Source organism: Mesorhizobium sp. M0292 (genome assembly GCF_040321695.1).
Taxonomy (GTDB): Bacteria; Pseudomonadota; Alphaproteobacteria; order Rhizobiales; family Rhizobiaceae; genus Mesorhizobium.
Genome location: NZ_JAMYSB010000005.1, coordinates 385,952 through 398,886 on the forward strand (window position 1 = coordinate 385,952; position 12,935 = coordinate 398,886).

Consider the following 12,935-nt stretch of genomic DNA (forward strand, 5'->3'; position numbering starts at 1 on the left):
ACATGGATTGTCACGTAAAAGGTGATTTTAATAGAACTGGTTCTTCTGCGAAAGAGGATTTTCCAGCGGGATGAAGGGCTGGCCGCCATAGTTGTGGATGTTGCTGCCTCCCGCCACGCTGTCGGTGTGCAATGCGCAGCCCGACATCTGGCGATTGCAGCCACGGATGACGGATAGGGACGTGCCCTCGGCCAAGCCCCTAGCGATGCCACGGACCATAACTTCCAGGCCATCCGCACGAACGAATGAAATCGTCCGAAGCTCTTTGCGGCCGTTGTCCGAATTAGCCCATTCGAGCAGGCCGCCGACATAGCGGTTTTCATTGGCCAGTGCACTGCTGAGCGTGATCTTGTTGCGCGTGACCGACACAACCGACCTGACAACGGTGGCGGCGCTTTTGCTGGCGCGGCACTGCGGCCCGAACAGGACGTGGGGACAACCGATCTGGTAGTTGCGACGCAGGCCAGGTTGCTTGATCTTGGTGGAGACCGGCACGCAGGAAAGCAGTTGCTCGTTGGTGTCGTTGTAGGCACCGGAAACGATGCGGCCCATCCAGGATGCCGGGAAATTCTCGCCCGTCACTTCGTCGCCGATGTGGCCTTCGAAGATCGTGAGGTTCACGACCTGCGACGGCGGATAGGCCAGGAACATCGTGTCCATATCGGGGTGGCCAAGGGCCATGGTCACGGTGATGTCCGACTTGTCCAGCGTGCCGTCGTGCGAGATGTCGCTGTTCTTGATCGGCCACGGGATGAAGTCGACGTCGACCGGGTCGCCTTCCGCGTTCAGGATCGAGCGCGTGATGACGCTTTCGCCGTTATTGAAGGCGTATGGACCGAGCGGCACGTCATCATTCAGATTGGCGCCCTGGATCAGGTAGAGCTTGACCGGCTGCCCGGTGTAGCGGCTGGATTCCCTGGTTTTGAAGGTCATTTTCTTTTCCTATAGGCTCGGCGGGATTCCGAAAACGTAATAGCGGACGCCCTTGATCTGGTTGTTGTAGAAGGATGCGCCGCCAATGTAGGTGTAGGCGTTGTTGCCGCCTGACCAGAGATCGAGATGGGTCTCGTCGATGATGTTGGCCCATGTCGACCAGCCAGTGGTCTTGCCAGAGTTCGACCCTGCGTCGATGCCTACCGCATGCGAACCCCACATTGCAAATGGCTCGCTGTAGTCGCTCGTCACCGAGGTGTCTGTGTAGATATTCCCCATCTTGGGGAACAGCAGGAGCCCGTTGGGGTTTGGTATGACAAGGCTCCGCTTGCGCTCGCCCTTGAATCTTGGCGCCGACATGGTGTCGGGCATGTCGGTGGAGTTGTAATTCAGGAAGCCCTCGGCCAGCAGCGGGATGTAGCTGAGGCGAGTGTCGACCATGATGTCGTCGAGATTCGGCGCCACGTCGGACGAGCCGGGCCGCTTGACCTGGACGTAGTCGCCGATGCCATCGTTGCCCATCAGGAGTATCTTCTTCCCTCCGGAGGTCGGCGCTGCGCCAGAATTGGCACAGATCATGTAGCGTATGACAATGGAGAAATCGGCCGTGCTGGTGATCGTGACCGTGTTGCCGGATACGACATAGGTGAAGCCGCACTCTTGATTAAGATTCGCATTGTCGATGAACGGAGGACTCCAGAACTGGAACTTCTCGGTTGCTGTGGAGCCTGTTCTCCTGACGATGAAGTCCATGTAAGTCGTGTTGGGCAGAGTGAAGCGCGTCGTGATCACCTGCGTCGCTCCAGCGGCGACAGTGACCTCGCCTGCCGCCAGGATCTTCGCAGGGATGTAGTCCTCGTGGAGCAGGAAGCGCTTATAGTCGGAGTTGTAGACATCGTAGCCGGGGAGGGCCACGCGGGCGATGCCACCCGAGCCCTTGTCGATGCGCACAACCTCCTGGCCGGACACGGGCGTCCCCGAGTAGTCGGGAATGGCTGTGTCGTAGGCAGGCAGGGCATACACCGTGATCAGGAAGCGCGAGGCCACAGCTCCCGCTGCGTTGGACACCTGGACGCTGAATGATGGGCGATTATGCTGACCGAGGTCCGATCCGGTGGCGTAGGTCTTCATCCACTCGTTGACACGATAGTTGGTCACGAACGAGTATATCTGTCCGCTGCCGGAGACCTGAGATGCCGAGATGTCCAGGTGCGGACCTTGAAAGGTATTCTTGGCGGTGTAGTCCACCACCCCTCGCCCCTCGCACATGGGAACATACGACAGGCCGTACTTGTTGGCGAAGTAGCTCGGGAAGTAGTACCATCTCTGCCACTTGGCACCGCCGCTGCCGTGCCAGCTTTCTATCATCACCTCGCAGGTGTACGAGTTGGTTCCTGCTGGCAGGAAGAATCTGTCGGGGAACGGGAAGGTCGTGCCGCCATCCGGGTAGGCCACGAAGTCCGGCTCCACGACGATGATGTCCAGAATGAAGCCGACTTTGCTGCCTGGCTGCTCGGAATTAAAGGCGAATTTGCCAGTATCGCTATTCGGGGTCGTCAGGGGATCGTCGGCGTTGTTCTTCATGATCTTGACAAAGCCGCCAGAGGCGTCCGCGCCCATTACAAAATTCGGCATCAGGGCACCTTGATCGAGATGAAACCGTTATCGAGGTCGATGACCATAGTGCCTGCGGCGTTCTGCATCTTGCCTGCCGTGATGTTTCCGAGGTTGGCGTTGATCGCCGAAAGAGATGCCACGTTCAGCATGGTCGCGGTGATCGAGCCGGCGATAAGGATGTTGGTGCGAAACGACGCGATGTCGGCCTGCGCGGCAGTGATAGAGCCTGTCTTGATGTTCGGCCCGTCAATGACTGTGCGGCCATAGTCGGCCACGAGATCGGCGCCGCCCTTATAGGCAGCGAGCACAATGCGATCGGCCTGGAACGCAGTAGCAACCGTCGCCGTGGCGGCCAGCGTCGTGCTGCCCTTTACATAGTAGACGTAGAGCGTTCCGGTGGACCACGTGGCGTTGCTGGCAGTGATGTTGAAGGTGGCAATGTTGCCATCGTCGCCGATGTACTTGATTGTTCCAGCGGTCCACGAGACCTTGTTCGTCGTCGGGCTGTTGTGCTCGAACTGCATCCCTTCGAGCGTAATGCCACGCTGGCCGAACACCGCCTTCTCAGCGGAGACGGAACCCACTGACAGCATCTGGCCGTCCATGTAGGTGCCGCCACCAGCGATCCAGTTCGCTAGGTTGGTGCCTGAACTGATGAAGATTTGGCCCGGCAAGATTTTGGTGGTGCCGCCGTTGATACCAACGCCAGGGTCATCCAGCCGATAGGTGCCATTGACCATGATTGATCCGGTCATGGTGGTGCCGGCCATCAGTTTGGCTGCGCTCACGTCGATGATCTTGGCGTTGCTGATGATCGCGTTGGCGATCTGCGCCGTGCCTGTTATTACGGCCGCATTGGCGACAAGCTGGTTGGCGCCGATCGTCTGCGCGAGGATCAGCCCGCCATCGGTGAAGGCGTTGCCCAACACAGCCTGGTAGTCGGTGCCGCCCTTGTACAGACCGAGGATGACGGAGTCGGCCGCGTAGAGTGCCACGAGCGAAGTGAACGTGGTTATATGGTCTTCGCCGGGAGTGAAGCAGACGTAGACGGTGCCCGCAGTCCAATCCACCTGCCCGGTCGGCAGCGCCTGCACGGTCGGCACGTCGCCGGCAACGCCGTAGCTGATGCTGCCTGCCGTCCAGGTGAGCCTGTTGCCCGTGTCCTGGCCCGGCTTGAAGGTCACACCATTCAGCGCAACCTTGATCTCACCACGGATTTTGCCAGTTGCGGCGTTGGTCTCGGTCGACCATGGCGATTTGTTGTCCGAGGTATCGACAGCACGAATCCAGAAATAGAGATGCGTTTCCATGTCGAGGCCGGCGCGCACGAAATTATTCGCCAAAGTGGTGTGCGACGGCGTTGCGCTGTCGAGCGGTGTGACGTTGAACGCGCTTTCGTAAATCTCGTAGCGGGCAAGATCGGCTTCGACGTTGGCGGTCCAACTGATCCAGATCGACTCGAGGCCGGCCTTCGATGAGATGCCGATTGGCATGGCTGGCGGAATGGTATCGCGTGCCGTGGTGTGCGTTACCACGTCGCAATAGAGAGATGCGTTGCCGCTCTTGTCCACCGCGCGGATTTTCGCGCTGTAGGAGACGTTCGGCTTGGCCGGCGTGGTGTAGGTTTCGGCGGACGTTTGGAAGCCGACCCAAGGCCCGTCGCCCTCCTTCACCTGAAGATCGTAATTCAGGAAGTCGTCTTCGCTGTTGAAGTCCCATGTGATGCTCAGCACGGTGGCGCCGTCCACGACGACGGACTCGAGCGTCAGACCCGATGGCACAGCAGGTGCATCGTGATCGAACATCGCCGCGAGTTCTTCCGGGCTCACCGAACCGAGGCTGCCCGCCGCCGCGCCAGCGATCAGCAGGTTGATCTTTTCCCTGACGCTAAGGCCGGCTTCGCCGTTCTCGATTGGTGCGATTGACACTGGCATCGCTCAGTCCTCCCAAACCGAGCCGTCTTGCCATTGGCCAGTATCGCGCCAGTGGCCAGTCGCCAGAATCCAGTTGTTCCCGAAGCTTTCCTCGGCTGCCAGGTTGGCGAGCGTGGTGAATGACATGGCGATGTTGGCCACGCCGTTCGTTACCCACTGGATCGTCATCGCGTCCGACGCGAAGCGAGCCACGAACATCCAGGAAATGAGTTCGATCTGATCTGCGGTCGCACCGATGGGCGTCTCTGTCGCAATCAGCGTGTCGCCGCTGTCAGTCGTCCAGCCGCTGATTTCATGCGGGATCAGGTTGCCGTCGAGCGTGCGGATCAGGATCGCCTTGTAGGCAGGATCGCTGTGATATGCGTCGTAGAAATCGGTGCCCGCGAAGCGGATGTTTGAGCCCGACATGCCCTTGATCGCGGGAAAGTCCTGAGCCCACGTCGGGACGTAGATTTCGCCGGCTCGCCCTCTGGCCCGAACGAACACGTCGAGCATCGCCATCGCATCAGCGTGCGACATGGCCATGTAGGTGGCAGTCAGCGTGCGCGAGATCAGCGGAACCGGCGTGTAGGTCTTGGTGACGCCCCGGCCGTAGTCGACCTTCTCGAACGGCAGATTGAAGGCGATCGTCGGCTGCTGCACGAAGTTCGGTTTGCGCAGCAGCACATAGCGGCCGTAAAACAGCGCGGCCGGGCCGAACACCTGCGTGGTCTCGCCTTCGGGACCGTCGTCGAACGGCAGCGGATCGGTGATGCGAACGACAGTGCCGGGCTCGACATCGAGCTTGATGGCATGAGTTGCAACCGACGCGGTGTAAACCGACAGCGTGTTTGTCGTTTGGAGCGACGCTGGAACGAGCGGCAGCAGCGTTGCGCCTTGGCCTACGGCGCCCACGACGCCGGCCGTAAGCACGACCTGGTTGCCGGAAACGAAGTCGACTGTGATCTTGCGGGACTTACGGCCACTGAGCAGCACGCATGACATGCTATTCGTCAACCAGGCGGGGATACGATCGACATTGAGAACCGTTCCGCCATTGGCCACGGTGTCGATCAGGATTGCGCTGTCCGCCGAGAAGTCGCCGATCTCAACCTTGCCGTCTCGCGCCCGATGAAGCGCATCGGAGAATGTGCGCAGGCGGTCGCCGTCGAGCAGGATTGCGGCTTCAATCGCGCGGCGCGGCTGGACGCGTTCAGACCGACGCTGTTCACTGCCGTCGCGGGAAGTGAAAACGTCGGTCTTGAACTCGTAGGTGTCCCGCACACCGTTTTGCCAGTTGGGGACGATGGGAAGAAATACGGCCATGCCAAACTTTCACGTCTTTAAGTGAAAATACCGTCTAACGTGATTTTTTGCAACGGCTAACCGCCAGTGAGTGCCTGGGAAAGTTTCTGCGAGTTGCGCGTCATGTAGTTCATGATGACGCGTTGGCCGGCCACGTCCGCGAGCGCGGCTTCGAGCACGTCCACAACATCGAACACATTGACGATTTTGGTGTTGGAAGCCTGGCCGCGACCGCCGTTCTTGACATGGCGCGGATCGTCTTCGGTCAACATTTCCTCGCCCTTGAGGCCGATGATCGGCACTTCGTTCGACTTCAAGCCGACGATGCCGCCAGAGTGGTGATATTCCGCATTGGCGAACACCGCAGGATTAAAGGCTCGTGCGCCCGACGCCGAGGGGCTTCCGACAATGCCGCCCTCATGGAACAGCGATGCGATCCAGCCGCCAATGCTGCCGCCGATGCCACCGCTACCGCCCGCGCCGGCACCGCCCGAAAGAGCATTGAACAGCGCCTGCTTGACGATCGCCTTGCCGATCTCGATCAGGAAGTCGGCGATGCCCTGCAGCAGCGAGTTGAAGAACGCCTGTGCGGCGTTCTCACCAGTTGCAAGCGCCTGCGCGAAAGCACTGAATGCGTTGCCGCCAATGTCGGCCAGTTCCTCGTTGATCTGCTGAGCCTGCGGCAGGAACTGCTTGTCGAGCTTCTGCAGTGTCTGCCCGATGCCCTCCTGGATGGCTTGCAGTTTCGCGATTTCCTGATCCGCACCAGAGCCGCCGATCGCCTGCCAAAAGGCAATGGCTGCCGGGATCGCCTCTTTCAGCTTTTCTTCAACCAGGCCGATCTGTTCAATCGTGCTACCAACCTTGTCCTGGTCGCCGGCAGCCTGCGCAATCTGCAAGCTCTGGAACAGGGCCGTGCGCTGCGCGACGAGCTTGTTCACTTCGTCGTCGGCATGGGCACGGTCGAACTCGGCGCCGGCCTGCTGCTTCACCAGGTCGATCTGTTGCTGCGTAAGCTCGACGCCGGCCTTCTTCGCCTTGTTGGTCTCGTCGACCAGCGCCTTGTTGATCGCAGCCTGCCGCGTCTCCCTGGTCTTGTAGTCGAGTTCCGCAGCCGCCGCGTCCCGGCGCTCGGTGAAGCCCTTCTCGAATTCAGAAGTCGCCTTGGCCTGCTCCGAGATGCCTTTGTATGCGGCAAGGATGCCCTCGGCCTTGGCCTGATGGTCGCCCATCTGGTCGGACACCTTGTCCAGCACAGTGCCGGGCGCGCCGCCGTTTTTCTCATCGGAAGCGTTGATGTTCTTCGCGTTGCCGGCGTTGATCGCGGCATAGATTTGCAGCAGCCCGTCGCCGGCTTTCACACCAGCGTCGGTGAGGTACTTCGCCATTGCCTCAAGCTGCGCTTGGATGGACGAGTCCTTGCCAATCCCGTAGCGGGCGCGAGCGCCAGGGCCGGCCTGAAACAGACCCTCATAGTTGTTGCCCGCGCCGCCGACGATCGCCGGATTGAACGTGCCCTTGGTCTCGTAGGAGATCGCGGTGAGAACGTCCTTCACATCGATCTTCAACTGATCGGCGATGATCGACGCGAACTTGACGATCTCGGCCATCTGCTGCGAGGACGCCGATCCAGAATTGCGCTGCGCAACGTATTGCGCCTCGTAGTTCGGGTGGGACGAATCGTAGGCCATGCCAGCCTGAGCGCGAATCTGGTTCGTCTGGTCGGCGGTCAACCCGAGGATGTCCTGGTTGAGCCGCTTGGCTTCTTCCAGCGCCGAGTTCTTCGCCTTGAGCAGTTCCCCTTCGATATAGCGCTCGCGGTTCGTAAGCTGCGCCTGGCGCGTCTCATCGGTCAGCAGCTTGCCCTGCTTGTCGATGACAGCCTGAATGTCGAGCCGCGCCTTCTTGTCGGCCTCGCTCAGCGCGGTTGACGATGCCTGTGCCGCCGCGCCGTCCTTGATCGCCTGCAACTCGTCCTGACGCTGCTGCACGATTTCGGCGAGCATCGCGCGCTGAGCTTCAAGTGCGCCCATATCGGCGTACACAGTCTGGCCGGCCTCTAGTAGAGCCTTCTGCTCGGCAAGGTGGCCGTTGATCTCGGCAAGCTTCGCGCGAACGGCTTCGAGGTTGCTCACATCGACGCCGCCGTTCAAACGGCTGATTGCACCCTTGACCTGGTTTACGTTGCGAACCAAGTCATTGGCAGCGTTCTCGAAGTCCTTGCCGGTCTTATCTAGTTCCTTGCTGATGATACCGAGCAAACCCGACTTCTCGATGATGTCGAGCAGCCCGTTCCATGCCTTGCCTGCCGACGTAGCGGCATTTGCCCATGCGGACGTTTGGCCAGCGCTGGATGCCAGCTTGGCGGCAAGGATGTCCTGCGAGAGAGCGAGCGCGCCGGCCGTGTTGCCCGCCTTCGCCATTGCCTCGATCTGGGCATACTGCGCGGCCGTGAGGAAGTTCAGTTCCTTGTCGAGATCGCGCACGCTGTCTACGCCGCCGCTGAACGCGGTGGACAGTTGCTTGCCGGCGTCGACAACGCTGTCGCCTGTGATGTCGCTCAGGCGCTGTGCCATCTGCGCGAGCGGAGCGAAATTCTTCTGGTCCACGCCGTCGCTGATGAACTGCTTGACCAGGGTGCGAGCCTTGCTGGTCGAAATTCCGAACGCATCCATCTGGTCCGTGATCTTGACCAGTTCCTGCGCGGAATAGCGGCTGCCATCTGCCGATAGCGACAGTTCCTTATTGAAGATTTCCAGCGAGTCGGCGGCCGACTTCATGCGAAGGACTGCCGCGACGAACGGTGCGATCACCAGTGCCACGCCGCCGAATATCGGGATCGAGCGAGCGAGGGCCGACATGACGCCCGGCCAGATTTGGATGAACTGCCCGGCCTGCTGCGCGAGAATCTGCAACGGCTTCTGGCCCGAGGCCAGGCCGGAAATAACGTCGTTGACCTGGTAGCCCAGGTTGGTCAACTGATACGGCTTGAGACCGAACGCAGTGACGTTCTGCGCTTCACCCTTGACGCCGCTAAGGGCGGTGGAGCCGCGCGCCGCAGCGCTCGACTTTGCAAGCACGCCCTGCGCCTTTGCGGCCGTATTCGTGGCGGCCGTCAGTTTGTTCAACTGCGTCGTTACCGTGCTGACCGCAGCCGCTTCCGCATTTGCACCCTCCGCAGCGCGGATAAAGGCGGCGTAGCCAGAAGCGACTGGATTGTTCAGGCGTGCCTGAATTTGTGCCTTCAGAACGGCGACCGCGTTCGCCTTCTCGTCAGCCGCGCGTACCCTGTTGACGGTATCTATATAGCGCTGCCAGTTACCGAAACCCGACTCGGTTACGGTGTTGAGGCGTTCTTGAATTTGGGCTTTAAGCGCAGCGGCTTTTGCGGCTCGCTCGTCGGCCACGGCGGCTGCAAGCGCTGCTGTCTTCGCCACGTCAGAGGCCGCTGCCTCTTTTTGCATTGAGTCGGCGAGCCGATCGAAAGCGGCATAGCCTGTTACCGCGCCGCCTTGCATTTTATTCAGAGCAGCGCGGTGCTGGTTGACGCTCTCGATTGCTTCGCGCGAACGGTTGCGTGTCAACGCAATCGTTTCGGCAAGCTCTTTCATTTCGTTGGCTGCCAGCGAGCCGGACTTTCGGCCGCCGTCCAGCGCCGTCTGGTAGCGGGCTACTTCGGACGTGAGACGTTTGAAGTTTTCGACAGCCGACTGCAGATCGCCCTCGGCCACGCCGACAACGGCACGACGATTCGCAGCTTGAGACGCAGCAGAAAGCTTGTTCTGCTGCGTCTCGATGTTCTTCAGGACTTTGGAATATTCGTCGCGTGCCTTTACAGCAAATTCAACGACTCTCTCGCGACTAGCCATCCGTCATGCCCTTCAAATGTTTCGTCAATTCTTTGACGGCTCTGTTGGTATGGGCGGCTTTCACGCTCTGGTTCGGGACCGTGGAGAGCGCCATCTGCAGGAGCGAGGTTTCGGCGGCCATCTGAGCGTTGATGCGTTTGACCACGAAACTCGCCTCTGCAAAGACCATGCTCACTGGATAAGATCGTGCGTTTGGATGTCCGTGGTCGAGCAACAAGCTGACCTGGCGTCGGACACCCTCTATCCAGTGATCGATGGTCTTAGGGATGTCAGCTTCGCCGCTGCTGCCACTGCCCTGGTGACGATCTCCATCAGTTTTCCCACGCCACCTTCGGCTTCCAGCGTCAGGCGCATGATTTTCTCAAGCGCATCGATCTGAACGGCCAGCGGCAGGTTCAACTTTCCCAACTTGGCCGCGTTCTCGGGCTCGCCCAAACCGCAAGCAATGACCAGCGACGCGATTGGTGCGAAGTCGTCCATCAGCGCCACGGCGATTTCTTCGGCGCTGCCGGCGAGCTTGCCTTCGATGGCCTGCGTGTAGAGGTCCGCCAACACCGTGTGATGGTGGCGGACGATGAAGGTGATGTGCGGCAGGCTGAGACCGTAAACTGTCAGCGTGTTCTTGCCGAAGCTCACGGTCTCGGACGGAATGATCAGTGTCTCCAACTGGCTCATTGTCGTGCCTTACGCCGGCCGGCCGTCGCGGTAGGCCAGCGCGAGGTTGCCCTTCTTCAGCGCCGAGAGGTTCAAGCCGATGGTCTGCCAGGCAGGCGAAGCCGGATCGTTGACCAACGACATATCGCCGTTCGGGATGAAGCGGCAGCGCGGGATCGTGATGTCCGACTGTGCACCGAAGGGGTTGAACGAAATGAACTTCATCTCGCCTTCCACCTGGGTGATGCCGGCAGCGATCTGCGTGCGGGTGGAAACCACCGTGTCGAAGGTGATCTCGATTTTGGCCTTGTCCACGAGAACCGTGAGAAGCCCAAGATCGGTGTCGACTTCGTAGTCGGTGCCGAGCACGAAGGTTGCCGGGGTGACAGCGGCGCCGTCAGTGGCTGCGACGTTGGTCAGCTTGCGGGCGCCGGTCGGGTTGCCCGTGGTGCGGCCAAGCTGGATCACGTCCCCGGCCTTGGCCAGCAGGTAGGTTTCCACCTGGGCGGTCAGGGCCGTTGCCGAGACGGTGCCGACCGGACCCATGAACCAGTAGGAAACGTTTTCCGCCTTCATGTCATCGGTCGACAGGGTGCCGGCGAGCGTCGCATCGATCGCGATTTCCTCGTCGAGAGTCTTGAGCCCGCCCATCGAGCCATAATGCGGAAGCGTTTCCGCGCTGCGGCTCAGGGTGAATTCGGGGCAGTTGCCGAGTTCGCGGAAGGGACCGGGCGTCTGAGTGCCGGGGAGGAATCGAGCGAAAAGGGCCTTGCCACGCGGCACGGTGAGGTTACGAGACTGAGAGTCCATTGCAGTTCTCCTTTTAGTGATTATCACGTATAACGTGATTTTGCTTCAAGCGAAAGGTGTCTCAAGATTTTCTGCCAGGGTGAGTGTCACCGGGACGAGAAAATATGCGACGGCGGAAACGTCATCGTCAGGCGGACGATGAACGGGCTCCCCGATCGCCAGGCCAATGACGCATGGCGCGACATTGCCGAGACCGAGAATTTTGAAGTCTTTCACCTGCTTCGCCTTGACGAGCGCGGTGATCACATCGGCTGATGCTCGATAGGCCGGATCGAGCGGATTGTCCTGGTCATTCTGAACGAAGCCCTGGATCAGCAGGCGGTATTCATTCATTGCATTGCCAGACATGGCCGCAGCGTCGATCGGCTCCCGCGAGCGCGGGTCTTCAAGCACCGAAAGCATGGGCAACGGGTCATTCTCACCGAAGATCGTGCGACCACGGAACACGCGTGCGCGCTGCACGCTGATCTCGTCGGTGTAGTCCGAGAAGTCGTGCTGGTAGCCATTGGCTGCTGTGATCGACTTGAGCGTGTCGCAGAGAGCCTTGGCTACGCGAAGGCGGAATGGATCGGCATTGTCAGCCATTCTCAAGCAACTCCAATTGGCGGTTGAATTCAGTTTCCAGGTCGTCGAGCGTTTCCGGCGTCATGTCCTGAAAGATGCCGCCCTCCCTGGACGCTGCGCTGAGCGCCTGGTCAACGGATGGGCCGTAGAGCAGCCACAGGTTCTTTCCGATCGCCTTCGGCTTGAATGCGCCGGCAGGGCTTTCGCCATTGGTGCGCACGGCCAGCCCGAGATTGTTGTTCTTGAGGCGGATGATGAATGCACGGGAGATCGATTTCGTGTGGCCTGGCTTCACAGTGACATTGACCTTGCCGCCACGGTGGCGCGCGCCACCCGTCAGCACGCCCTGCCGGCTGAATCGCGCGAGCGATGTCGGCTGCCCACGCCCTTCAATGATGGTCGTCAGCGAACCACGACGCGCACGAGTCTTGACCCATAGGTTCTTGCTCGACGGCGAGACGTAGGAGGCGGGAAAGGAGACCTGTTCGCGCGCGGCACGCGCGGCACGAGTGCGGCTGCGATCGGCAGTTCGATTGAGCGCGCGGATCAGAGCCGTTTCCACGTTGGCGGTCACTTCGCCAACGAACGGCATCTTGTCGAACTCGACGACGAGAAGGGCGGCGCTCAAGAGACGATGCCTTCCCAAATCGGGCCGCTGGTATCGATGGTGCCGAGAAAGGTGGTGAGATCAGCTTGGGAAACCTCGGATACCTCTGCCCACAGATAGCCCTCACGTTCGGGCTTGCTCGGGCCGGTGCGGTACGCTTCGGAGTTTCCAAAGATGACATAGGCGTTGTGGAACACCTTCGGGACCACGGTCTGCGGAAAGATGATGCGATTGGTGAGATCGAGCAGCGTCGCGGCCTGGCCGAAATCGCCATCCTTATTCTGCTGGTTGATCTGCGCCTTGTGCAGGCGGACGTTGACGCGAACAGGCGTCCCCGCAGCGTGTGTAAGATACACCGCAGGAATTTCGAAGGTCTCGTGGATGTCCCCGAGCGACTTCCGCTTCTGTTCGCGCCAACCAGCCATGATTACACCAGCGACTCGTCGTCGGCCGGCTTGGCTTTGCCCTTACCCTTGGCCTTAGCGGCAGCGGCTTCCTGCGCGGCCTTCTCGGCGGCAGCAGCTTCCTCCGCGTCCTTGGCTTCCTGCGCGGCCTTCTCGGCGGCAGCAGCTTCCTCGGCGTCCTTGGCTTCCTGCGCGGCCTTCTCGGCGGCAGCAGCTTCCTCGGCGTCCTTGGCTTCCTGCGCGGCCTTCTCGGCGGCAG

At 60.4% G+C, this 12,935-nt stretch carries 12 protein-coding genes; all 12 read right to left on the reverse strand.

Annotated elements, in window-relative coordinates; all coding sequences use genetic code 11:
• Nucleotides 1-27: 27 nt before the first annotated feature.
• Nucleotides 28-933, reverse strand: a complete 906-nt coding sequence (locus tag NKI96_RS10940; RefSeq protein ID WP_352804243.1) for a phage BR0599 family protein — start codon at nucleotides 931-933, stop codon at nucleotides 28-30.
• 9 nt (nucleotides 934-942) lie between these two features.
• Nucleotides 943-2,568 carry a hypothetical protein gene (locus NKI96_RS10945; RefSeq protein WP_352804245.1) on the reverse strand — a complete coding sequence of 542 codons (1,626 nt, stop codon included), beginning with the start codon at nucleotides 2,566-2,568 and terminating at the stop codon, nucleotides 943-945.
• Complete coding sequence (locus tag NKI96_RS10950; RefSeq protein WP_352804248.1) at nucleotides 2,568-4,379, reverse strand: phage tail protein; 1,812 nt, start codon at nucleotides 4,377-4,379, stop codon at nucleotides 2,568-2,570. The genes NKI96_RS10945 and NKI96_RS10950 overlap by 1 nt, the downstream gene beginning before the upstream one ends.
• Nucleotides 4,380-4,487: 108 nt before the next feature.
• A complete protein-coding gene (locus NKI96_RS10955; RefSeq protein ID WP_352804251.1) occupies nucleotides 4,488-5,789 on the reverse strand; it encodes a hypothetical protein in 1,302 nt (433 codons plus the stop codon).
• A gap of 56 nt (nucleotides 5,790-5,845) precedes the next feature.
• Nucleotides 5,846-9,637 carry a phage tail length tape measure family protein gene (locus tag NKI96_RS10960; protein ID WP_352804254.1) on the reverse strand — a complete coding sequence of 1,264 codons (3,792 nt, stop codon included), beginning with the start codon at nucleotides 9,635-9,637 and terminating at the stop codon, nucleotides 5,846-5,848.
• Complete coding sequence (locus NKI96_RS10965; RefSeq protein WP_352804257.1) at nucleotides 9,630-9,782, reverse strand: hypothetical protein; 153 nt, start codon at nucleotides 9,780-9,782, stop codon at nucleotides 9,630-9,632. The genes NKI96_RS10960 and NKI96_RS10965 overlap by 8 nt, the downstream gene beginning before the upstream one ends.
• A gap of 95 nt (nucleotides 9,783-9,877) precedes the next feature.
• On the reverse strand, nucleotides 9,878-10,312 hold the full coding sequence (locus NKI96_RS10970; protein ID WP_352804260.1) for a phage pre-tape measure protein: 435 nt from the start codon (nucleotides 10,310-10,312) through the stop codon (nucleotides 9,878-9,880).
• Between the two features lie 9 nt (nucleotides 10,313-10,321).
• The gene (locus NKI96_RS10975; protein WP_352804262.1) at nucleotides 10,322-11,101 is read right to left on the reverse strand and encodes a phage tail tube protein; all 780 of its coding nucleotides are present in this window, start codon (nucleotides 11,099-11,101) and stop codon (nucleotides 10,322-10,324) included.
• Between the two features lie 45 nt (nucleotides 11,102-11,146).
• Complete coding sequence (locus NKI96_RS10980; RefSeq protein WP_352804264.1) at nucleotides 11,147-11,686, reverse strand: hypothetical protein; 540 nt, start codon at nucleotides 11,684-11,686, stop codon at nucleotides 11,147-11,149.
• On the reverse strand, nucleotides 11,679-12,293 hold the full coding sequence (locus NKI96_RS10985; protein WP_352804267.1) for a phage tail protein: 615 nt from the start codon (nucleotides 12,291-12,293) through the stop codon (nucleotides 11,679-11,681). The genes NKI96_RS10980 and NKI96_RS10985 overlap by 8 nt, the downstream gene beginning before the upstream one ends.
• Complete coding sequence (locus tag NKI96_RS10990; RefSeq protein ID WP_352804270.1) at nucleotides 12,290-12,697, reverse strand: hypothetical protein; 408 nt, start codon at nucleotides 12,695-12,697, stop codon at nucleotides 12,290-12,292. The genes NKI96_RS10985 and NKI96_RS10990 overlap by 4 nt, the downstream gene beginning before the upstream one ends.
• A 2-nt stretch (nucleotides 12,698-12,699) precedes the next feature.
• Nucleotides 12,700-12,935, reverse strand: a 236-nt coding sequence (locus NKI96_RS10995) for a hypothetical protein (RefSeq protein ID WP_352804273.1), incomplete at its 5' end; no start/stop codon positions are given.